19 protein-coding genes and 1 riboswitch are annotated in these 22,493 nt (G+C 65.8%); of the genes, 7 read left to right on the top strand and 12 right to left on the bottom strand.

All coding sequences use genetic code 11. The features are described from left to right. Nucleotides 1-15: 15 nt before the first annotated feature. From AB4Y80_RS01400 to glyA, 4 genes are all read right to left on the bottom strand, one after another. On the bottom strand, nucleotides 16-846 hold the full coding sequence (locus tag AB4Y80_RS01400) for an exodeoxyribonuclease III (protein WP_442211497.1): 831 nt from the start codon (nucleotides 844-846) through the stop codon (nucleotides 16-18). A 62-nt stretch (nucleotides 847-908) separates the two neighbouring features. Then, nucleotides 909-1,481: a hypothetical protein gene (locus tag AB4Y80_RS01395; protein ID WP_442211496.1), complete on the bottom strand. Its 573-nt coding sequence runs from the start codon at nucleotides 1,479-1,481 to the stop codon at nucleotides 909-911. A 98-nt stretch (nucleotides 1,482-1,579) separates the two neighbouring features. Continuing rightward, nucleotides 1,580-2,452, bottom strand: coding sequence for a bifunctional methylenetetrahydrofolate dehydrogenase/methenyltetrahydrofolate cyclohydrolase (locus AB4Y80_RS01390; protein ID WP_442211495.1), 873 nt, complete (start codon nucleotides 2,450-2,452; stop codon nucleotides 1,580-1,582). Nucleotides 2,453-2,457: 5 nt separating this feature from the next. Then, a complete protein-coding gene (gene glyA / locus AB4Y80_RS01385) occupies nucleotides 2,458-3,744 on the bottom strand; it encodes a serine hydroxymethyltransferase (RefSeq protein ID WP_442211494.1) in 1,287 nt (428 codons plus the stop codon). A gap of 122 nt (nucleotides 3,745-3,866) precedes the next feature. After that, nucleotides 3,867-3,955: riboswitch (ZMP/ZTP riboswitch) on the bottom strand. Nucleotides 3,956-3,995: 40 nt separating this feature from the next. Between glyA and purU the strand changes: the two genes are divergently transcribed. From purU to AB4Y80_RS01350, 7 genes are all read left to right on the top strand, one after another. Then, nucleotides 3,996-4,886, top strand: coding sequence for a formyltetrahydrofolate deformylase (gene purU / locus AB4Y80_RS01380; RefSeq protein WP_442211492.1), 891 nt, complete (start codon nucleotides 3,996-3,998; stop codon nucleotides 4,884-4,886). A 203-nt stretch (nucleotides 4,887-5,089) separates the two neighbouring features. Further along, the gene (locus AB4Y80_RS01375) at nucleotides 5,090-5,608 is read left to right on the top strand and encodes a gamma carbonic anhydrase family protein (RefSeq protein ID WP_442211491.1); all 519 of its coding nucleotides are present in this window, start codon (nucleotides 5,090-5,092) and stop codon (nucleotides 5,606-5,608) included. Between the two features lie 114 nt (nucleotides 5,609-5,722). After that, nucleotides 5,723-6,907 carry an ROK family transcriptional regulator gene (locus AB4Y80_RS01370; protein WP_442211490.1) on the top strand — a complete coding sequence of 395 codons (1,185 nt, stop codon included), beginning with the start codon at nucleotides 5,723-5,725 and terminating at the stop codon, nucleotides 6,905-6,907. Between the two features lie 147 nt (nucleotides 6,908-7,054). Beyond that, nucleotides 7,055-8,344 carry an ABC transporter substrate-binding protein gene (locus AB4Y80_RS01365; protein ID WP_442211489.1) on the top strand — a complete coding sequence of 430 codons (1,290 nt, stop codon included), beginning with the start codon at nucleotides 7,055-7,057 and terminating at the stop codon, nucleotides 8,342-8,344. An 89-nt stretch (nucleotides 8,345-8,433) separates the two neighbouring features. Continuing rightward, the gene (locus tag AB4Y80_RS01360) at nucleotides 8,434-9,339 is read left to right on the top strand and encodes a carbohydrate ABC transporter permease (protein WP_442211488.1); all 906 of its coding nucleotides are present in this window, start codon (nucleotides 8,434-8,436) and stop codon (nucleotides 9,337-9,339) included. A 50-nt stretch (nucleotides 9,340-9,389) separates the two neighbouring features. Further along, on the top strand, nucleotides 9,390-10,232 hold the full coding sequence (locus AB4Y80_RS01355; protein WP_442211547.1) for a carbohydrate ABC transporter permease: 843 nt from the start codon (nucleotides 9,390-9,392) through the stop codon (nucleotides 10,230-10,232). Between the two features lie 28 nt (nucleotides 10,233-10,260). Further along, nucleotides 10,261-11,358: a Gfo/Idh/MocA family protein gene (locus AB4Y80_RS01350; protein ID WP_442211487.1), complete on the top strand. Its 1,098-nt coding sequence runs from the start codon at nucleotides 10,261-10,263 to the stop codon at nucleotides 11,356-11,358. Nucleotides 11,359-11,451: 93 nt separating this feature from the next. Here AB4Y80_RS01350 and AB4Y80_RS01345 read toward each other — a convergent pair whose 3' ends face one another. The 8 genes from AB4Y80_RS01345 to purH all read right to left on the bottom strand — a co-directional run bounded on the left by AB4Y80_RS01345 (nucleotide 11,452) and on the right by purH (nucleotide 22,457). Next, a complete protein-coding gene (locus AB4Y80_RS01345) occupies nucleotides 11,452-12,678 on the bottom strand; it encodes a branched-chain amino acid ABC transporter substrate-binding protein (protein WP_442211485.1) in 1,227 nt (408 codons plus the stop codon). 232 nt (nucleotides 12,679-12,910) lie between these two features. Beyond that, nucleotides 12,911-13,624 carry an ABC transporter ATP-binding protein gene (locus tag AB4Y80_RS01340; protein WP_442211483.1) on the bottom strand — a complete coding sequence of 238 codons (714 nt, stop codon included), beginning with the start codon at nucleotides 13,622-13,624 and terminating at the stop codon, nucleotides 12,911-12,913. Next, nucleotides 13,611-14,480: an ABC transporter ATP-binding protein gene (locus AB4Y80_RS01335; RefSeq protein ID WP_442211546.1), complete on the bottom strand. Its 870-nt coding sequence runs from the start codon at nucleotides 14,478-14,480 to the stop codon at nucleotides 13,611-13,613. Before AB4Y80_RS01335 ends, AB4Y80_RS01340 begins: the two co-directional genes overlap by 14 nt. 8 nt (nucleotides 14,481-14,488) lie before the next feature. Beyond that, nucleotides 14,489-15,703, bottom strand: coding sequence for a branched-chain amino acid ABC transporter permease (locus tag AB4Y80_RS01330; protein ID WP_442211482.1), 1,215 nt, complete (start codon nucleotides 15,701-15,703; stop codon nucleotides 14,489-14,491). Further along, nucleotides 15,700-16,689 (bottom strand): branched-chain amino acid ABC transporter permease, encoded by a 990-nt coding sequence (locus AB4Y80_RS01325; protein ID WP_442211545.1) that lies wholly within the window; start codon nucleotides 16,687-16,689, stop codon nucleotides 15,700-15,702. Before AB4Y80_RS01325 ends, AB4Y80_RS01330 begins: the two co-directional genes overlap by 4 nt. Nucleotides 16,690-16,846: 157 nt before the next feature. Further along, on the bottom strand, nucleotides 16,847-18,067 hold the full coding sequence (locus AB4Y80_RS01320) for a branched-chain amino acid ABC transporter substrate-binding protein (RefSeq protein WP_442211481.1): 1,221 nt from the start codon (nucleotides 18,065-18,067) through the stop codon (nucleotides 16,847-16,849). 354 nt (nucleotides 18,068-18,421) lie between these two features. Beyond that, nucleotides 18,422-20,641, bottom strand: coding sequence for an NADP-dependent isocitrate dehydrogenase (locus AB4Y80_RS01315; protein WP_442211480.1), 2,220 nt, complete (start codon nucleotides 20,639-20,641; stop codon nucleotides 18,422-18,424). A 148-nt stretch (nucleotides 20,642-20,789) separates the two neighbouring features. Beyond that, nucleotides 20,790-22,457, bottom strand: a complete 1,668-nt coding sequence (gene purH / locus AB4Y80_RS01310) for a bifunctional phosphoribosylaminoimidazolecarboxamide formyltransferase/IMP cyclohydrolase (RefSeq protein WP_442211479.1) — start codon at nucleotides 22,455-22,457, stop codon at nucleotides 20,790-20,792. Nucleotides 22,458-22,493 lie beyond the last annotated feature (36 nt).

The following is a 22,493-nucleotide window of genomic DNA, read 5'->3' as shown; positions in this document are numbered from 1 at the left end:
TGGCGCGGGGTCCCCTTAGAACTTGTAGTCGACGACGAGCGGGGCGTGGTCGGAGAAGCGGGTGTCATAGCTGGCGGCGCGGTCTACGACGGCCTGGGCGGCCCGAGCCGCCAGCCCGGGGGTGGCCATGTGGTAGTCGATGCGCCAGCCGGTGTCGTTGGTGAACGCCTGTCCGCGTGCGGACCACCAGGTGTAGGGTCCATCCACCTCCCCCGCGAGCTCCCGGCCCACGTCCTTCCAGCCGATCTCCTCGCCAAAGAACCGGTCAAAGTAGGCCCGTTCCTCCGGCAGGAACCCGGCCCGCTTGACGTTGCCCTTCCAGTTCTTGATGTCCCGGGGCGTGTGCCCCACATTGAGGTCGCCGACCACCAGGGCGTGGTCACTGGCGGCCGCCAGCTGCGGGAGCCGGGTAATCATGGTGTCCAGGAACCGGTACTTGTCCGCCTGCCGGGGGGTGTCCACCTCGCCGGAGTGCACGTAGGCGCTGACCACCGTCAGGGTGGTGGGGGTGCCCTCGGCCGTCGTCAGGGCGTAGTCGGCCTCCACCCAGCGCCCGGAGGTGACAAAGTAGTCGTCGCCGATGCCGTCGCGCGTGGCCACGGGTTCCAGGGCGGACTTGCGCGTGGCGATGAGCACCCCGGCGCGGCCCTTGGCCTCGGCCTCGGCGTGCAGGATGTGCCAATCCGCGCCGAGGAGTTCATGCACTATGGCGTCCGGGGCGCGGACCTCCTGCAGGCACAAGATGTCCACATCCCGTCCCGCCAGCCAGTCGGCCATGCCGTGCTTGTAGGCGGCACGGATGCCGTTGACGTTGACGCTTGCGATCCTCAAATGACCGTTTTCCATAGCCCTGTTCACCTGTTCCACCTTACCTGTTTCGCCGCGACCGCCAGGGCCGGGCCGGCGTGTCAGTCCAGGACGACGCCGGTGACGGGCTCGTCGTCGGGCGGGGTGCCCTTCGACTCGGTCGGCGAGGCGGGCGTCCGGGCGTCCATGGCCGCATCCATCTTTGCCTCCTGGGCTTCCCAGCGGGGGTTGATCATGTCGCGGCCGTTGCGGGCGGTGATGTCGATGGTCTCCAAGGCGCGGGCCACCATGGCGTCGTCCCGGCCCAGGTATTCGTTGACCACCCCGATCTGGACGGAGACGATCTTGAAGGAGTGGTCCAGTTTCATTTCGCGTGCCTTGGCGGCCGTGCGGGAGCCGTCGGAGATCAGGTGGGTGCCGCCGTCGGCCGGGGTTTTGGCACTGCTGTGCTGCGCCATTTGGGCCTGGGCCAGCTGCACCTGGCGGGCGCCAAATGCGGCGGCCTTGTGCACGCCGATATAGACGGCGGTGGAGAGCGCCAGCCAGCCGAGCGCGATCACCGCGATGACCCAGCCCAGCACGGTGTTGCTGTTGGCGGCAAACACGATCGCCACCAAAAACACGATTGCCAGCACCAGGGTGCCCAGGCCGGTGAACTTGCCCGGTTTCGTCATTTTGCCAGTGCCAAGAGGGTTCATGGTTCCATTCTCTCAAACCCGCCCGGCTCCCCGGACCGCCTTCACCAGCGGCGAACGCGGCCCGGAGGGTGAGTCTAGGCCCGCTCGGCGGCCTCGACCACGTTGGCCAGCAGCATGGCACGGGTCATGGGCCCCACGCCGCCGGGGTTCGGGGAGATCCAGGACGCCACGTCGTAGGCGGCCGGTTCCACATCCCCGGTGACGACCGCCTTGCCGTGGCCGTCATCCACGCGGGAGACGCCGACGTCGAGCACGATCGCCCCCGGCAACAGGTCAGCGGCCTTGATCATGTGCGGGGAGCCGGCGGCGGCGATGACGACGTCGGCCCGGCGCAGTTCGGCGGCCAGGTCGCGCGTGCCGGTGTGGGCCAAAACCACGGTGGCGTTGACGTCGCGGCGGGTCAGCAGCAGCCCCATGGGCCGCCCGATCGTCACGCCGCGGCCCACCACCAGCACGCGCTTGCCCGCCAGCGTGATGCCGTGGCGCTCCAGCAGCACAATGCAGCCCTTGGGCGTGCACGGCAGCGGGGAGGTCATGGGGCGGTTGACGTTGGCCACCAGCCGGCCCAGGTTCATCGGGTGCAGGCCGTCGGCGTCCTTGGCCGGGTCGATGGCCTCCAGCACCAGCTCCTGGTCGATGTGCGCCGGCAGCGGCAGCTGCACAATGTAGCCGGTGCAGGCGGGGTCCTCGTTGAGCCGCCGGACGGCGGCCAGGACCTCCTCCGAGGTGGCGGTCTCCGGCAAATCGATGCGGATGGAGTTGATGCCCACCTCCGCGCAGTCCCTGTGCTTGCCGGCCACGTACCACTGGGAGCCCGGATCCGAGCCGACCAGGATGGTGCCCAGCCCGGGCGTGATGCCGCGGTCGGCCAGCGCGGCCACCCGCAGCTTCAGCTCGCCCTTGATGGCGGCCGCGGTGGCCCGGCCGTCGAGAATCCCTGCCGCCATACCGGCTACCACTGCTCCTGACCGGGGTAGAGCGGGAAGTCGGCGGCGAGCTTGTCCACCCGGACGCGCAGGGCGTCCACATCGGCGCCGCCCTTTAGCGCGGTGGCGATGATCTCGGCGACCTCGGTGAACTCCTGGGCGCCGAAGCCGCGGGTGGCCAGGGCGGGGGTGCCGATGCGCAGGCCGGAGGTGACCATCGGTGGGCGGGGGTCGAACGGGACGGCGTTGCGGTTGACGGTGATGCCCACGCTGTGCAGGAGGTCCTCGGCCTGCTGGCCGTCCAGCTGCGAGTTGCGCAGGTCCACCAGCACCAGGTGCACGTCGGTGCCGCCGGTCAGCACGGACACGCCGGCCGCGGCAACGTCGGGGGCGTTCAGGCGTTCGGCCAGGATCTTCGCGCCCTCAAGCACGCGCTCCTGGCGCTCCTTGAATTCGGCCCCGGCGGCAATCTTGAAGGCCACGGCCTTGGCGGCGATCACGTGCATGAGCGGACCGCCCTGCTGGCCGGGGAACACCGCCGAGTTGAGCTTCTTGGCCCATTCCGCCTTGGCCAGGATCACCCCGGAGCGCGGGCCGGCCAGGGTCTTGTGCACCGTGGAGGTCACGACGTCCGAATACGGCACCGGGCTCGGGTGCAGTCCGGCGGCGACCAGGCCGGCGAAGTGCGCCATGTCCGTCCACAGCAGCGCACCCACCTCGTCGGCGATGGAACGGAACGCGGCAAAATCCAGCTGGCGCGGGTAGGCGGACCAGCCGGCGATGATGACCTGCGGCTTCTCGGCGATGGCCTGCTCGCGCAACTTGTCCATGTTGATCCGGAACGTGTCCGCTTCCACCTCGTAGGCGGCGACGTTGTACAGCTTGCCCGAAAAGTTCAGCTTCATCCCGTGCGTGAGGTGCCCGCCGTGGGCCAGCGACAGGCCCAGGATCTTCTCCCCCGGCGTGATCATGGCGGCGAGCGCGGCGGCGTTGGCCTGCGCGCCGGAGTGCGGCTGGACGTTCGCGTATTCGGCGTCGAAGAGGGCCTTGACCCGCTCGATGGCGAGGTTTTCGGCAACGTCCACGTATTCGCAGCCGCCGTAGTAGCGGCGTCCCGGGTAGCCCTCGGCATACTTGTTGGTCAGCACTGAGCCCTGCGCCTCCAGGACGGCCCGGGGGGCAAAGTTTTCTGAGGCGATCATTTCCAGCGTGTCGCGCTGGCGGCCGAGCTCGTTGCGCAGCACGGCGGCAATTTCGGGGTCCAGCTCGGCGAGCGGAACATTGGTCAYGGACTGGGTGAGATTAACAGACACAACAGGCTCCTGGGTGGGAAACATTTATCTAGGCCAGATTATCCGGTGAACGGCCACCACGCAGGGGCTGTTTTTGTCGCAAGCACGGGGCTGTCCACCGCCAACGCGCGCGTTGGCTTGTGACCCTGGGCCCAGGCGTACGATCCTTTGGGTCTTCCCTCGTGCTGCTCCCCGGTGGTGTCCCACCTCATCGCCAGTTGCAACAGCTTAACTGTAGTACAGCCGCGCGGTTCCCGGGTAACGTTGCACGGGTGACTGCTCAGAGCTTCCCCGACCCCAAATCCCCCGGTTTAGCCTCCCCCGCCGGGTATGTCCTGACCCTCTCCTGCGCCGACCGTCCCGGAATCGTCCACGCCGTGTCCGGGGCGCTCCTTGAGGCCGGCTGCAACATCATCGACTCCCAGCAATACGGCAATTCGGACACGGGCACGTTCTTCATGCGGGTCGCCGTGGAGACCGCGACGCCGTTCACGCGCCTGCGCGAGCACCTCGAGCCGGTCGCGGCGGGATTTGGGCTCCACTGGCAGCTGCATCGCGCCGGCGCCCCGGTGCGCACGCTGATCCTGGCGTCCACGGCCGCGCACTGCCTCAACGACCTTTTGTTTCTGCAACGCTCCGGCACCCTGCCCATCGAGATCCCCGCCATCGTCTCCAACCACCGGGACCTGGAGCCGCTGGCGAAGTTTTACGGCATCCCGTTTTACTACCTCCCCGTCACCCCGGAGACCAAGGCGGCCGCGGAGGCCGCGCTGCTGGAATTGGTGGCCGAGCACGACGTGGAGCTGGTGGTGCTCGCCCGCTACATGCAGGTGCTCTCCGATGACCTGTGCCGGCACCTGGCCGGGCGGGCCATCAACATCCACCATTCCTTCCTGCCCTCCTTCAAGGGCGCCAGGCCCTACCACCAGGCGCACGCCCGCGGCGTGAAGATCATCGGCGCCACTGCCCACTACGTCACGGCCGCCCTGGACGAGGGGCCCATCATCGAACAGGAAGTGATCCGCGTGGACCACGGCCACTCGGTGGAGAAGTTTGTGGCGATGGGCCGGGCCGTGGAGGCCCGCACCCTGGCCCAGGCCGTCCAGTGGCACGCCGAGCACCGCGTCCTGCTCGACGGCACCCGCACCGTCGTCTTCGACTGACGAGCGCCGTCCGCCGTCCGCCGAGGTAGCCGGTCCGCGTCGAGACTCGTCCACAAGAGGGCGAGTCTCGGTGCGGGCCGGCTACCTCGGCACGTGGCCCGGGCAACCCGGTTTCGGTAGCATCGGCAGGGACAAGGTCCGCAGGAGCCCGCCCGGACGGGCTTCCCCCTGCGGACCACTCACCGGCGACGAACGGACCCACCATGAACCAGCTCATCCCCTTTGACGGCCACGCCCCGCTGGTGCACCCCAGCGCGTTTGTCGCGCCGTCGGCCATCCTCATCGGGCGGGCGTCCCTGGGCGCCGACTCCAGCGCGTTTTACGGCGTGGTGGTGCGCGGGGACACCAACGCCATCACCGTCGGCGCCGGCACCAACCTGCAGGACAACGTGGTGCTGCACGCGGATCCGGGCTTCCCGACCATCATCGGCGACGGCGTGAGCGTGGGCCACGGCGCGGTGGTTCACGGCTGCACCGTGGAGGACAACTGCCTGGTCGGCATGGGCGCGACCATCATGAACGGGGCCGTCATCGGCGCCGGCTCGCTGGTGGCCGGCGGCGCCGTGGTCCTGGAAGGGGCCGTCATCCCGCCCGGCTCGCTGGTGGCCGGCGTCCCGGGCAAGGTCCGGCGCGAGCTGACCGCCGACGAGCTGGTGCACGTGCGCGAAAACGCCGAACACTACGTCACGCTGGCCCGCAAGCACAAGGACATTCACGGCTGAATTGCGGGGCCGGCCAATCCATTTTGGTTATTTAGCTAAATCCAAGACCCACTTTATGACGCGATTACGTTAACTTCTTGACGACAAGCCGGTTGGTGATGCACGCTACATGGTATGAGTGCTGATCCCTCCCCCGCCGGCGGCGACGACCGCAAGCCCGGTTCCCAGTCGGCCCTGCGCAAGCGCAACGAGCAACTTGTCATCGAGTCACTGCGGGAATACGGTCCCCAGTCCCAGGCGGAGCTCTCGCGCGCAACCGGGCTTTCCACCGCCACGATCTCCAATATCGTCAAGGCCCTGGCCACGTCCGGGCTGGCCGCAACCCATCCCACCACCAGCTCCGGGCGGCGGGCGCTGGCAGTGACGTTGCTGGAGCCCGAGGATGTGGCCGCGGGCATCGACTTTGGCCGCAGCCACGTCCGCGTGGTGCTGGCCAGCCCGGGATTTCGCGTCAAGGCCGAACGGTTCCAGCCGCTGCCGGTGGGCCACCTGGCCGCCGAAAGCATCACCGCCGCCGCGGCCATGCTGGCGGAGCTGCTCGTCGAAGCCGGCGTCGAGCGCAAGTCCGTGATCGGGGCCGGCGTCGGCGTCCCCGGCCCCATCGACCATCGGACGGGCACGGTCATCCAGGGGGCGATCCTGCCCGAATGGGTCGGCGTGGACATCGTCACGCAATTGCAGTCCACGTTCAAAATGCCCGTCTTTGCAGACAATGACGCCAATCTGGGCGCCCTGGCGCAGGTCACGTGGGGGGAGCACCGCTCCTGCCGGGACCTGACCTTCCTGAAGATCGGCAGCGGCATCGGCGCCGGGCTGATCCTCAACGGCGCCCCGTACTACGGCCACACCGGGATCACGGGGGAAATCGGCCACGCCACCATTTTTGACCAGGGACTGGTGTGCCGCTGCGGCAATCGCGGATGCCTGGAAACCATGGCGTCCACGGCCATCATGATCGAACTGCTCAGCCGCGGCGGCCCGCGCACCATCACGGTCGAGGACATCATCGCCCAGGCGCAGGCCGGCGACGCGGCCACCTTGCGCGTCATCGACGACGCCGGCATGGCCGTCGGGCGGGCGGCCGCCAACGTCGCCAACATGATCAACCCGGAGATCATCGTGGTGGGCGGGCCGCTGGCACCGCTGGGGGAAACCCTGCTGGCGCCGATCCGGCGCGGGCTGATCCGCCACGCCGTGCCCACCATTGGCGAAAGCACCGTCGTGACCATGTCCGCCCTGGGCGACCGGGCCGAGGCCCTGGGCGCGGCCGCCCTGGTATTCGCCCAGGAGAGCCGCTGATCCCGCCGAGCGCGCGCCTCGGCGTTACCAATCCGTTGCGTTAAATAGTTGACGACAATGAGTGATGAAGGTAACTTTTGGATAGCGGGCGTTTTTCTTCGCCCACTCAGTCCCATCATTTTTCACACAACCTTCTTGGAGGCACTCATGCAACGTCGTCTATCGTTGCTGGCCGGAGTTGCAGCGCTGGGCCTGACCCTGGCGGCCTGTGGCGGCGGCAGCGGCACACCCAGCGACAACAACAAGCCGAGCGATGCAACCGGCAAGGTCGGTGTATTCACCTGGTGGGCCGACGGTTCCGAAAAGGCCGGCCTGGATGCGTTGGTCAAGGTCTTCAACGCCGACTACCCCAAGCTCACCTTTGACAACCTGGCCGTCGCCGGCGGCGCCGGTTCCCAGGCCAAGAGCGTTTTGGCGGCCCAGCTCAAGGCCGGCAACCCGCCGGATTCCTTCCAGGCCCACGCCGGCGCGGAGCTCCAGGACTACATCGACGCCGACCAGCTCGAGGACCTGACCGGGTTCTACCAGGCCAACGACCTCACCTCGCAGTTCCCCAAGGACCTGATCGACCGCCTGACGGTGGACAACAAGATTTACTCGGTGCCCTCCAACATTCACCGGGCCAACGTCGTCTGGGCCAATGTCAGCATCCTGAAGAAGGCCGGTCTGGATCCGGCCAAGCCGGCCACCACGCTGGACGGCTGGTTTGCCGACATGGACAAGATCAAGGCCACGGGCAAGACCCCCCTGGCGGTGGCCGGCTCCTGGACCCAGGTTCAGCTGTTTGAAAACATCCTGCTCTCCAGCCTGGGCGCGGACGGCTACAGCGGCCTCTGGGACGGCAAGACCGACTGGAAGGGCGCGGAGGTCACGAAGGCCGTCAACGCGTACAAGAAGGCCCTGACCTACACCAACTCGGACCGCGACTCCCTCAGCGACTGGGCCCCGGCCACGCAGCTGATCGAGGACGGCGCAGCGGCCTACAACGTCATGGGTGACTGGGCGGAGGCCAAATTCGAGCAGGACGGCAAGAAGTCCGGCACCGACTACGCCTACTTCGCCACCCCGGGCACCCAGGGTGTCTTCGACTTCCTGGCCGACTCCTTCACCCTGCCCAAGGGCGCCCCGAACCCCGACGGCGCCAAGGCGTGGCTGGCCACCATCGGCTCCGCCGCCGGCCAGGCCGCCTTCAACAAGGTCAAGGGCTCCATCCCGGCCAACACCACCGCCAAGACGGACGACTTCTCTGACTACCAGAAGAGCGCCATCAAGGACTTCAGCCAGGACAAGATCGTCTCCTCCCTCGCCCACGGTGCCGCGGTGCCGGTGGCGTGGCTGAACGATCTGAGCACCGCGGTCAGCAAGTTCGGCGGCGACGGCAACGTCGAGACCTTGCAGACATCCGCGGCCGCCATTGCCACAAAGTTCGCCAAGTAACATCCGCGTTCGTGGGGGCGGGTCGTGACAGCACTGTTGCGCCCCGCCCCCAACGCATGTGCCATTGATTCTCTTCTGGGAGGCAAGCTGTGTTAAAGCGTGCTAAGACCTGGGGGCCCGGCCTACTGCTGCTGGCCCCCACCATCATCCTGGTGGGCGTTTTCGTCTACTGGTTGATCATTGAAAACTTCCGCGTCAGCCTGACCAACCAGCACACGGCCAGGCCCAGCAACAAGTACGTGGGACTGGAAAACTACGCCAACCTGATGGCGGACCCCAACTTCCAGCACTCACTGTGGAACCTGCTCATCCTGACCATCGTGTTCCTGGGCGGCACCCTGATCTTCGGCTTCCTGTGGGCCTGGATCCTGGAGCGGCCGGCCACGGGCGAGGGCTTCTTCCGTTCCGTGTACCTGTTCCCCATGTCGGTGTCCTTCATCGCCTCCGGCGTGGTGTGGCGTTGGCTGCTCTCCAGCCTGCAAACCTCCCAGCCCGGCGGCGAACGCACCACCGGGCTGAACCGGCTCCTGGACAGCGTGGGGTTGGGTTTCCTGCAAAACGACTGGTGGTCCAACCCCACGTGGGGCATCGCGGCCATCGCCGTACCCGCGGTGTGGCAGCTCTCCGGCTACGTCATGGCCCTGTTTCTCGCCGGCTTCCGCGGCATCCCGGATGAACTGCGCGAGGCGGCCCGCATCGACGGCTGCAGCGAGTGGAAGCTCTACCGCTATGTGATCTTCCCGCAGCTGAACCCGGTCATGCTCTCCGCCGTGATCATCATCGGCCACATGTCCTTGAAACTCTTCGACTTGATCCGGGCCATCGTCCCCGACGCCAACACCTACGACGTGCAGGTCCCGGCCACCATGATGTGGGTTAAATACATCGGCAGCGACTACGCCGATGCGGCCGCGATCGGCACCATCTTGCTGGTCCTGGTCGCCCTGGTGGTCATCCCCTACCTGATGTACACCTCACGAGCGGAGAAGCGCTAATGTCCACCTCAACGGCGAACAACAAAAACCGCCTGCGTTCGGCCCAGGACATGCGCTCCGATGCCAAGCGCGACTCCCGGCGCCGCATCAACCGCACCCTGAAGTACGCGCTACTGCTGTTCTTTGTCATCATGGTGCTGCTGCCGGCCTACGTCCTGCTCATCACCAGCTTCAAGGGCAGCGCCGACGCCGACCCGTCGCGCGCCTGGTTCTTCCCCCAGGTCTGGGAAACCGGCGGCTGGGTCAAGGCCTGGACCACCCTGGCCCCGTCCCTGGGACGCACGGTCCTGCTGGTGGTCCCCTCCGCCCTGATCTCATCGTTCCTGGGCTCGATCAACGGCTACGTGCTCTCCAAGTGGCGCTTCCCCGGCGCCAACATCATCTTCACCCTGATCCTGTTCGGCATGTTCATCCCCTACCAGGCCGTCATGATCCCGTTGACACAGCTGGTCAGCGACATTGGCGTCCCGCAAGGCATCCCCTCGCTGATGCTGCTGCACATCGTCTACGGCCTGCCGATCTGCACCTTGATCTTCCGCAACTACTACGCCTCGGTCCCCGACGAACTCATCGAGGCGGCCCGCATGGACGGCGCCGGCATCCTGCGCACCTATGGCTCGGTGGTGCTGCCCGTCTCAGCGCCCGGCTTCGTGGTGGTGCTGATCTGGCAGTTCACCTCGGCCTGGAACGACTACCTGTTCGCGGCGTTCTTTTCCTCCGGCCGCAACGGCCCGGTCACGATTGCCCTGTCCTTCCTGGCCGGCGGGCAGCTCACCGACTACGCCGCCTCCATGGCCGGGGCCCTCATTGCCTCCGTCCCGACGCTGATCGTCTACATCCTCCTGGGCAAGTATTTTGTGGGCGGCCTGATGAGCGGCTCCGTCAAGGGCTGACGCCCGGCATTGCTGGCAGAATGACGACATGACCACTTCCCGCTTTGTCGGCCGTCCCGACTGGTACACCTCGTTCAACCCGGAGACCCTGGCCGCCACCGGCACGCCGCTGCGCTGGGGCGTGGTGTCCACCGGAAACATCGCCCACACCGTCACCGCCGACCTCGCCCTGCTTGCCGACGCCGTGCTGCAGGCGGTCAGCTCGCGCAGCGCCGCGAATGCCGCCGCCTTTGCCACCCGGTTCGGCTTCGCATCCCACTATTACGACGGCGGCCCCACCGGCTCGGGCGCCCCGGGCTACGTCCAGCTGGTCCAGGACCCGGACGTCGACGTCGTATACATCGCCACCCCGCATGCCCAGCACTACGACATCGCCAAGGCCGCACTTGAGGCCGGCAAGCATGTCCTGTGCGAGAAGGCCCTGACCATTACGGCAGCGGAGGCGCGCGCCCTGATTGCGCTGGCCAGGGCACGGAAGCTGTTCCTCATGGAGGCCGTGTGGGCCCGGTTCGTCCCCGGCTTCCAGCGGGCGCTGGAGGTCATCGGGTCCGGGGAAATCGGCGAGGTCCGGTGGGTCCGGGCCGATCTCGGCTTTCCGGCGCCGGCCGATGACTCCGCCCGCATCTGGGCCCGGGCCGACGGCGGCGGGGCGTTGCTGGACATCACCGTGTACCCGCTGCTGTGGGCCTGGGCGGCCCTCGGCCGGCCGGCCACGGTGTCCGCGACCGGCGCGCTGACGGCCCTCGGCGTCGACAGTCAAAACACGCTCACCCTCAGCTACCCATCCGGCGCCCAGGCCCAGCTCATCAGCTACCTGTCCTCGCACGGGCCGCGCGTGGCGACCGTCTCCGGAACCCTGGGCTTCATCGAGACGGTCGGCTCCGTGAACAATCCCAAGGGGCTGCGCGTTTCGGTGGGCTGGGACGGCGAGCGCACCGAGACCTTCGAGTATCCCGGCAGCGGCTACACCTATCAGCTGCGCGAGGTCACCCGCTGCATCCAGGGCGGGCTGACGGAGAGCGCCACCATGCCCCTGGAGGACTCCGTGGCCATCATGGAACTGTTCGACGGCGCCCGCCGCCAGTTGGGCGTGAGCTACCCCAACGACTCCCGCACGGATCTCTAGCCCCCCAAAGAGAACTGACCCGCAAAAGATGTCGATTTTCACGAAAATTCGCGACTTTTTCGACATCGTTTGCGGGTCAGATCATGCTGCTTGCTAGATGGCGCCGATGGGAACGATCTTGCCGTCCTCCACCTTGTAGCCGTAAACGGTTGGCGCGTTCAGCTCTCCCTTCTCGTCCCACTTGTAGTGCTTGCCCAGGCCGTCGGCGTCGTACTTCTCCACCCACCGCAGCAAGGTGGCCCGGTCCTGGTTGCCGGCGTCGATGCCGGACAGGAGTATGGTGGCGGCGTCGTAGCCCTCCACGGAGTACGTTCCGGGCTCCACCTTGTTCAGCGCCTTGTAGGCCGTGGCAAAGGTCGGGATCAGCTCGCCGGCGGCGCACGCGCAGGTGAAGAACGCGTTGGCGGACGCGTCACCTGCCTGCTTGATGAACTGGTCGTCCTTCAGGGCGTCGGGTCCCACAAACGTGCCCTTGTAGCCCTTGGCCATCAACTGCTGGTCAAACGGGGCGCCTTCGGCGTAGTAGCCCGAGTAAAACACGGCGTCGGCCTTGGAGTTGATGATCTTGGAGATCGCGGCGGAGAAGTCCTTCTGTCCCTGCGTGACCTTGTCCGTGCCGATGAGCGCATCACCGAGTCCGGCGGAGGTGGTCTTCGCCATGCCCGTGCCAAACTCGGAGTCGTCCAGCACCAGGTAGACCTTCTTGGCGCCGAGCTTGCCGGTCATCAATTTTGCCGCGGCCGGGCCCTGCACATCGTCGCTGCCCAGGCCGCGGAAGAAGGTGGTCCAGCCGTTGAGGGTCAGGTTTGGACTGGTTGCCGCGGGCGTGATGTGCACCAGCTTGACCTGTTCGAAGATGTTGCCGGTGGCCCTGGATTCGCCGGAAAACGCCGTGCCGACCACGCCGATGATGCTTGGTTCCTTCGTGACCTGGGCGACCGGGCCGGTTGCMTTGTTCGCATCGCCCTCGGTGTCAAACTTCTTGAACTGCACCTGGCAGCCTGGGTTGGCCTGGTTGTGTTGGTTCATGGCCAACTGAACGCCATTGAAGATATTGATGCCCAACTGCGCGTTGGGTCCGGTTTCGGCACCCACATAGGCGATCGTCGTCGTGGGGGCGCACTTGGCCTTGCCGTTTCCCGCGGGAAGCACCGCATTCTTGGGGGTCGGAAGTGCGGTGATCGCCGGAATGCTGACCGCGCCCGCCTCCCCTCCCGGCGCGGCGCCGCCCGGGGTTCCGGCCTGATTGGCACATCCCCCAAGGAGCATGCCGACTGTGGCGACGGCAGCGAGGGTGGTCATGACGTTCTTGCGGTACATGTGACTTCCTTCCGGAAGGCGCGGCACTTGCCGAATGGGCGGCATTGTCCACCGGTGTGTCTGCGCTCCATGGAATCTGACACTACGCGCCATATGACATAGGACACGTTTTTGTGGTCCCACCGCGCGTCGCGTCCCCGCCCAAAAAAACTGACCCGCAAAAGATGTCGATTTTCACGAAAATTCGCGACTTTTTCGACATCTTTTGCGGGTCAGTTCATGAGGGGGACGGCTAGCCGACGCCCAGGTAGGCCTCCTTGATGGCCGGGTTGGCCAGCAGCTCCTTGCCGGTGCCGCTGTGCGTGATCTCCCCGGTTTCCAGCACGAAGGCCCGATGGGCCCGGGCCAGGGCCTGGTTGGCGTTTTGCTCCACCAACAGCACCGTGGTGCCCTGGCTGTTGATCTCGGTGATGATCTTGAAGATCTGCCGGATGAACTGCGGGGCCAGCCCCATCGACGGCTCGTCCAGCAGCAACAGCTTGGGTCGGGACATCAGGGCCCGGCCAATGGCGAGCATCTGCTGCTCACCACCGCTCATGGTGCCGCCGTACTGCTTTTCCCGCTCCTTCAGCCGCGGAAACAAGGTGAACACCCGGTCCAGGTCGTCGCTGACGCCGACCCTGTCCTTGCGCCCAAACGTACCCATGTCCAGGTTCTCGGCGACCGTCATGGCCGGAAAGATGCCCCGCCCCTCCGGTGCCTGGGAGATCCCCTGCACCACCCTGACGTGCGCCTTCGTCTTGGTGATGTCCTCACCCATGAACGTGATGGACCCGTGGGACGGATTCAGCAGGCCGGAGATGGTCTTCATCGTGGTGGTCTTCCCGGCGCCGTTGGCACCGATCAGGGACACGATTTCCCCCTCCTCAACGGTGAAGCTCATATTGTGAATGGCCTGAATCCGCCCGTAGTGGACGGATACGTCGTTCAACTCAAGCAAAGTCATCTTCAGGCTCCCCTAGGTAAGCGGAAATCACGCGCGGGTCTTCACGGATGTCGGCCGGTTTCCCGTCGGCAATCTTCTTGCCGAATTCCAACACCACGATCCTGTCCGTGACACCCATAACGAGTTTCATGTCGTGCTCAATGAGCAGCACCGTGTAGCCGTCGTCCCGAATGGTCCGAATGAGCTGCATGAGCTCTTCCTTCTCGGCCGGGTTGAACCCGGCCGCCGGCTCGTCCAGGCACAGCACCTTGGGGTCGGTGGCAAGTGCCCGCGCGATCTCCAACCGGCGCTGGCTGCCGTACGGCAGATGCCGGGACAGCGTGGCGGCCTGGTCGGCGATGCCCACAAATTCCAGCAGGGCCATGCCCCGCTCAATCGCCGACTTTTCCTCCCGGATATGCCGGGGCAGGCGCAAAAGGGCACCCACCACGGACGTCTTGTGGCGGGCGTCCAGGCCCACCACCACGTTCTCCAGGGCCGTCATTTCACCAAAGAGCCGGATGTTCTGGAACGTGCGCGCCAGCCCCGCCCTGGTGATCTTGTGCTGTTTCATGCCGTTGAGCAGCTTGCCTTCCAACAGGACCTGCCCGCTGGTTGGCTTGTACACGCCGGTCATGGCATTGAAGCACGTGGTTTTGCCGGCGCCGTTGGGCCCGATCAACCCCAAAATTTCGCCGCGCTTGATGTTGAAGCTGACATTGTCCATCGCGACAAGACCGCCGAATTTCATGGTGAGGTTCTTGACCTCCACCAAGTTTTCCCCGACCTCGACGGCGATTTCCCGTTCCGGCGCCGCGGCCTCGGCCACGTCGGCGTCCACATCAAGAATGCCGGCGTGCCGGCCTGCTGCTTCCATTGGTTCGCTCACTTTGCAGCCTCCCCGTCCACGGCGGGCACCGGTTTCCTGCCGGAAACCCTGGCCCTCACKGCCGCGTAGGCATGGCCGCCGTAGGCGAGCAGCCGCTGCCGCGCCGGCACCAGGCCCTGCGAGCGGTAAATCATGATGACGCACAAGGCCAGGCCGAAGATCAGGAACTTGTATTCGGCAATGGCCGTGAAGCGCAGCGGGATGTAAGCCACCAGGGCCCCGCCAAGGATGGCGCCGACCTTGTTGCCGGAACCACCCAGCACGACGGCGGCGACAAACAAGATGGAGGTGACGACGTCGAACTTCTGGTTGTTCACAAATCCCACCTGGCCGCCCATGAGCGAGCCGGCCAGACCGCCAATGCAGGCGCCCAACGCAAAAGCCCACACCTTGTACTTGAAGGTGGGAACACCCATGGTCTCGGCGGCGTCCTCATCCTCACGGATGGCGATCCACGACCGGCCCACACGGCTGCGTTCCAAATTGCCCACCAGGAAAAGCACCACGAGCAAAATGGACAGGGTCAACCAATACCAGGGCGTGCCATTGGAGTTGGCGAAGGTCGGGATGCCGTCGGCACCGACGCCCGGCGGGTGGCCGACGTTTTGAAAGCCAACCTGGCCCTTCATGGCCGGAATGATGGTGGCCAGGATCCGCACGATCTCACCAAAGCCCAGCGTCACAATGGCCAGGTAGTCACCTCGCAGGCGCAGCGTGGGCAGCCCCAGCAGCACGCCGACGAACATCGTCACGGCCATGGCCACGGGGATGGTCCACAGGTAGGGGATCTTGATGAAGGTGGAGTCGGGACTGGTCAGCATGGCGGCGGTGTAGGACCCCACCGCAAAGAATGCGATGTAGCCCAGGTCCAGCAGGCCGGCGTAGCCGATCACGATGTTCAATCCCACGGCGACCAGGGCGTAGATGGCCATGAGCTGGCAGGCCAGCGGAAAGTCGTTGCCCGGTTCGGTGCTGATGAACGGGGGGTTGATAACGGGCAGCAGGTATGCCAAGACAACGATCACGACCAGGAACAGCCATTGTTTCTGTCGCGGCATGGCCTGCCATCTCTCACTCCAGGCATGGAACAGCTTGCCCTTGCGTGGAGCGTCGGCGCTGGCGCCGGGCGGGGTGCCGACCGCCTCCCGGTTTTCCGCGGCCTGACGCGCCGCGGCCTCCGGCAGCGGGGTGGGTCCGTCTACCATGCTCATGCCTTGCTCCTTCCCAGCGAAGTGCCCAGGATGCCCTCGGGCCGCAGCAGCAGCACCAGGACCAGGACCACGAACGCCACGACATCGGTCCATTGCGAGTTGCCGAGCAGGATCTGGCCGTAGTTGCCGATCAGGCCCAGCAGCAGCCCGCCAAGGAGGGCGCCGCGGACGTTGCCGATGCCGCCCAGGACGGCGGCCGCAAAGGCCTTGATGCCGAGGATGAATCCGCCGTTGTATTGTACGCCGGATGGAATTTTCATGACATAGAACAAGGCGGCGGCCCCGGCCAGGATACCGCCGATCACGAAGGTCGTGATGATGATCTTTTCCTTGTTCACGCCCATCAGGGTGGCCGTGTCAGGGTCCTGGGCGACGGCGCGAATGCCGCGCCCGGTCCGGGACTTGCTGATGAACTGGTCGGTGACCACCATCATGATGACGGCGGCGATGACGATCAGCAATTGCTGGGAATCGATGATGGTGCCAAAAACTTCAAAGATCGGCTGCGCCCGGAACATGGTCAGGGCCGGCTCCGGGTTGGGACCGCGCCACAAGAAGATCAGGTACTGGATGGTGAAGGACGCGCCGATCGCGGTGATCAAAAAGACCAGGCGCGGTGCGTTGCGCTTCCGCAAGGGTTTGTAGGCCAGGCGTTCGACGAGGAAGGCCGTCAACGCCGAGGCAACGACGGCCGCGATCAATGCCAAGACCAGGTTGATGGCGATCTGCCATATTCCAAGATTTGGGGCAGAAGGGCCGAAGCCGAGGAAACTGAGGGTGAAGAAGACCGCGTAGCAACCCATGATGAACACTTCGGAGTGTGCGAAGTTAATGAGGTTTAGCACGCCGTAAACAAGGGTATAGCCAAGTGCCACGAGGGCGTAGATGGAGCCGAACGTCAACCCGTCGAAGGTGGCGCTCCAAAAGTTCTGCATCAGGGAGGGGAAATCTAGGGTAATCCAGTCGCTGGCCGGCGGCGCGGCCATGAGGATGGTTGGAATCATAAAAACTGTCCGATCTTGCAGGGCGCCTGGGCAGATTGTGCCCACGACCCCCGGATCCTACGGTTGGGGTTAAAAGGGCGTGTGCATGGCAATGCTGTGAGGCAGGAATCCCCACCCCACAGCATTGGTCATGATCGGATCACTCCCCGATGGCACCGATGGGAACGATCTTGCCGTTCTCAACCTTGTAGCCGTAGACGGTCGGGGCCTGGAGCTCGCCCTTGTCATTCCACTTGTAGTGCTTGCTCAAACCATCTGCATCGTAGGTCTTCACCCAGTTCAGCAGCTTGGCCCGGTCCTGGTTTCCGGCGTCAATACCGGAGAGCAACACGGTGGCGGCGTCATAACCCTCGATGGAGTACGTGCCGGGTTCCATGTTATTCAGGGCCTTGTAGGCCTTTTCAAAGCTCGGGATCAATTCGCCGGGGATGCACGGGCAGGTGRAGAACGAGTTCGCGGACGCGTCACCGGCCTGCTTGATGAACTGGTCATCCTTGAGGCCATCCGGGCCCACGAAGGTTCCCTTGTAGCCCTTGGCGACCAGCTGCTGGTCAAACGGGGCGCCTTCGGCGTAGTAGCCGGAGTAGAAGACCGAATCCGCCTTGGAGTTGAGGATCTTGGAGATCGTCGCGGAGAAGTCCTTCTGTCCCTGCGTGACCTTGTCGGTGCCGATCAGGGCACTGCCCAGGCCGTCCGAGGTGGTCTTGCCCAGGCCGATGCCGTATTCGGAGTCATCCTGGACCAGGTAGACCTTCTTGGCGCCCAGCTTGCCCGTCATGAACTTCGCCGCCGCAGGTCCCTGCACCGCGTCATTGCCCAGGCCACGGAAGAAGGTGGTCCAGCCGTTGTTAGTCAGGTTCGGGTTCGTGGCGGCCGGGGTGACGTGCACCAGCTTGACCTGTTCGAAGATGTTTCCCGTGGCCTTGGACTCACCGGAGAACGGCAAGCCGATCACGCCGATGATGTTGGCTTCCTTGGTGACCTGCGTCACCGGACCGGTGGCCTTGTTCGGGTCACCTTCGGTGTCGAACTTCTTGAAGGCAACCTGGCAGCCCGGATTGGCCGCGTTGTGTTCGTTGATGGCCAGCTGAATACCATTGAAGATGTTGATGCCCAACTGCGCATTGGCACCGGTCTCGGCACCCACATAGGCAAGCGTCGTGGTCGGGGCACAGGTCGCCTTGCCGTTTCCTGCGGGGAGCACCGCATTCTTCGGCGTCTCGATGGACGTCAGGGCGGGGATGTTGACGGTGGTTGCCCCTCCCCCTCCGCCCGATGTGCTGGTCCCCTGGGGTGCGGCCTGATTCGCGCACCCGCCCAGCAACATGCCAAGGGTAGCGGCTGCTGCAAGAGTGGTCATGACTTTCTTACGATACATAGAATCGCCTTCCGGACTACGCGGCAAGGTCCGCCGGACGTCTTCGTCCGACGGAAATTCTTGCCCTTCACGTCACCCGACATTACCCCGCAAAATGTGTCCGAGGACACATTTACACGTAAAGATCTGATAACAGATGTCTTTTTGCGGTGAACGGTACGACGGCGGCGCCCGCGGACAATAAAAACCCGCCTCCGGCGGGTGGCGGGCTTTTTCTTGCTGGTGTGCGGTGTTCGGGCCCGCCCCGGAAACAAACTGGCCCGCACTAAATGTCGAATTAGCGACGATTTCGGCTAATTTTCGACATTTAATGCGGGCCAGTTTTTCCTGTGCCGGCTAGGCGAGGGTGGCGATGACCTCGTTGAGCGTCTGGGACGGACGCATGACGGCGGCGATCTTGGCCGCGTCCGGGCGGTAGTAGCCGCCCAGGTCAACCGGGGAGCCCTGGACCGCCAGCAGTTCGGCGCTGATCGTGGCCTCCTTCTCGGTGAGGCCCTGCGCAACGCTCGCAAAAGCGGCAGCCAGCGCGGCGTCGTCATTCTGCTTGGCCAGTTCCTGCGCCCAGAACTTGGCCAGGTGGAAGTGGCTGCCGCGGTTGTCCAGCTCGCCAACCTTGCGCTTGGGGGACTTGTTCTCCAGCAGGAAGGTGCCGGTGGCACGGTCCAGGGTGTCCGCCAGGATCTGCGCGCGGGCATTGCCCTTGCTCACGGCCAGGTGCTCGAAGCTGACGGCCAGCGCCAGGAATTCGCCCAGGCTGTCCCAGCGCAGGTGGTTTTCCTTCAGGAGCTGGGCGACGTGCTTCGGGGCGGACCCGCCGGCACCGGTCTCGAACAGGCCGCCGCCGGCGATCAGCGGGACCACCGAGAGCATCTTGGCGCTGGTGCCCAGTTCCAGGATCGGGAACAGGTCCGTCAGGTAGTCGCGCAGCACGTTGCCGGTCACGGAGATGGTGTCCTCGCCCCGACGGATGCGCTCCAGGGTGTAGGCGGTGGCCGCTTCCGGGTTCATGATCTGAATCTGCAGGCCCTCGGTGTCGTGGTCCTTGAGGTATTCGGTGACCTTCCCGATCAGCTGCGCGTCGTGCGCACGCGTCTCATCCAGCCAGAACACGGCCGGGGTGGCGGAGGCGCGGGCCCGGGTGACGGCGAGCTTGACCCAGTCGCGGATCGGGACGTCCTTGGCCTGGCAGGCGCGCCAGATGTCGCCCTGGGCAACCTTGTGTTCGATCAGGACGTCGCCGGCGGTGTTGACGATCTGGACGGTGCCGCTCTCCTCGAGGATGAACGTCTTGTCGTGGCTGCCGTATTCCTCCGCGGCCTGGGCCATGAGCCCGACGTTGGGCACGGTACCCATGGTGGTCGGATCGAAGGCGCCGTTGGCGCGGCAGTCGTCCAGGACCACCTGGTAGACGCCGGCGTAGCTGCTGTCCGGCAGCACGGCCAGGGTGTCGTGTTCCGCCCCGTCGGCGCCCCACATGTGGCCGGAGCTGCGGATCATGGCGGGCATGGAGGCGTCCACGATGACGTCGGAGGGGACGTGCAGGTTGGTGATGCCCCTGTCGGAATCGACCATGGCCAGGGCGGGGCCCTCGTCATAGCCCTTCTGGATGGCGGCCTCGACGCCGGCCCGGATGTCCGCCGGCAGGGAACCGAGGCCGTTGAGAATGGAGGCGAGGCCGTTGGCCGGGCTCAGCCCGGCCGCAGCCAGCGCGTCGCCGTAGTTGGCGAACAGGTCCGGGAAGTAGGCCTTGACGACGTGGCCGAAGATGACGGGGTCGGAGACCTTCATCATGGTGGCCTTCAGGTGGGCCGAGAACAGGATTCCGTCGTCCTTGGCGCGGGCGATCTGGGCATTGAGGAACTCATCCAGGGCGGCGGCGCGCATGACGGTGCCGTCGAGCACTTCGGCGGCCAGCACCGGGAACGCTTCCTTGAGCACCGTGACCGTGCCGTCCGCGGCGACGAACTGGATCTTGACCTTGTCGTCGGCCTCGATGATCACGGACTTTTCATTGTGGCGGAAGTCCCCGGTGTCCATGGTGACCACATTGGTCCTGGACTCGGCGCTCCAGGCCCCCATGCTGTGCGGGTTCGCCCTGGCGTAGTTCTTCACGGACAACGGGGCGCGGCGGTCCGAGTTGCCTTCGCGCAGCACCGGGTTGACGGCGCTGCCCTTGATCTTGTCGTAGCGGGCCCGCACATCCTTTTCCTCGTCCGTGGAGGGATCGTCCGGGTAGTTCGGCAGCGCGTAGCCCTGCCCCTGGAGCTCGGCGATGGCGGCCTTCAGCTGCGGGATGGAGGCGCTGATGTTGGGCAGCTTGATGATGTTCGCGTCCGGGTTCTTGGCCAGGGCGCCAAGTTCGGCCAGGGCGTCCGGGACGCGCTGGGCCTCAGAGAGATAGTCGCCAAAAACGGCGATAATGCGCCCGGAGAGGGAAATGTCGCGGGTTTCGATGTCCACGCCGGCGGTCGAGGCGAAGGCCTGAACGATGGGCAGGAGCGAGTAGGTCGCCAGCATGGGTGCTTCGTCGGTATGGGTGTAAATAATCTTTGCCATGGGTGGGGCGTCTCCTACAAAAAGACAATGGATATCTGCATTACTGGTGAGATTTCTTTCCCCTCTAACTTACCCGAGGACACCGGTTTGGTGACTATCGCGGCGTCCGGATGCGCTACTATGACCGCACCGGCGCGCCGTGCGGGAGCTAGTGGAAGAAGTGGCGGGCCCCGGTGAAGTACATGGTGATGCCGGCGGCGTTGGCTGCGGCGATGACCTCGTCGTCGCGCACGGAACCACCGGGCTGGACCACGGCGCGGACGCCGGCGTTGATCAGGATCTCCAGGCCGTCGGCGAACGGGAAGAACGCATCGGAGGAGGCCACGGCGCCGCGGGCGCGCTGGGCCGAGGCCGCCCCGGTCGCGGAGGCCCCGCCGGCGGCGTCAACGCTCGAGTCCACGGACACGCCCAGCGTGTTGGCGCGTTCCACGGCCAGCTTGCAGGAGTCGACCCGGTTGACCTGCCCCATGCCAATGCCCACCGCGGCGCCGTTGTTGGCGAGCAGGATGGCGTTGGACTTGGCCGCCCGAACGGCCCTCCACGCGAACTCCAGATCGGCCAGGGTGGCGGAATCGGCGGCGTCACCGGCGGCGAGCGTCCAGTTGGCGGGGTTGTCGCCGGGGGCGTCCACCTTGTCGGCCATCTGCACCATCATGCCGCCGGAGACCTGGCGGACCTCGGCCGGGTAGCGGCCGTAGCCCTCCGGCAGGGCCAGCAGGCGAATGTTTTTCTTCTTGGCCAGGATCTCCACGGCTTCCGGCTCAAAGTCCGGGGCGATGACCACTTCGGTGAAGATGCCGGCCACGGTCCGGGCCATGCCGGCGGTGACCGTGCGGTTCGCGGCGATCACCCCGCCAAATGCGGACAGCGGATCGCAGGCGTGGGCCTTGGCGTGGGCGTCGGCGATGGGATCGGCGGCATCGGCGGAGGCGACCGCCACCCCGCACGGGTTCGCGTGCTTGATCACGGCGACGGCCGGCTGGTCGAAGTCGAAGGCGGCGCGCAGGGCGGCGTCGGCGTCCACAAAATTGTTGTAGCTCATGGCCTTGCCGTGCAGCTGGTCGGCCTGCGCGATGCCCGCCGGCGCCCCCTTGTCCACGTACAGGGCGGCCTGCTGGTGCGGGTTTTCGCCGTAGCGCAGCACCTCGGAGCGCTCCAGCGCGAAGCCGGCGTAGGACGGCCAGTCGATGACGCCGTCGCCGTCCTCATCCAGGAACTGGGCGGACGTCCAGGCGGCCACGGCGTTGTCATACGCGGCGGTGTGCGCAAACGCGGCGGCGGCCAGGCGCTGGCGGGCGGCGAGTTCAAAGCCGCCGGCGGCCGCGGCCTCGATGACCTGGCCGTATTTGGCCGGGTCCACCACAACCGCCACGGACGGGTGGTTCTTCGCGGCCGCACGCACCATGGAGGGGCCGCCGATGTCGATTTGTTCCACGACGGCGTCCTGCCCGGCCCCGGACTTCACGGTGTCCACGAACGGGTAGAGGTTCACCACCACCAAGTCGAACGGTTCGATGTTCATCTCGGCCAGCTGGCGGACGTGGTCCGGCAGGCGGCGGTCGGCGAGGATGCCGGCGTGGACCAGCGGGTGCAGGGTCTTCACCCGCCCGTCGAGGCATTCGGGGAAGCCGGTCAGCTCGGACACCTCGGTCACCGGGACGCCGGCCGCGGCAATTTTGGCGGCGGTTGACCCGGTGGAGACGATCGAAACACCGGCGGCGTGCAGCCCAATGGCCAGCTCCTCCAAACCGGTTTTGTCGTAAACCGAGATGAGGGCCCGGCGGATGGGAACACGGTTAAGGGGTGAGCTGGTCACAGAAATTCTCCAGGGGTTGGTCGAGGGGGCGACACC

The organism is Specibacter sp. RAF43 (genome assembly GCF_052114065.1).
In the GTDB taxonomy this organism is placed as follows: domain Bacteria; phylum Actinomycetota; class Actinomycetes; order Actinomycetales; family Micrococcaceae; genus Specibacter.
The sequence above is the reverse complement of the archived record's forward strand: the minus strand, read 5'-3'. Positions and strand labels throughout refer to the sequence as shown.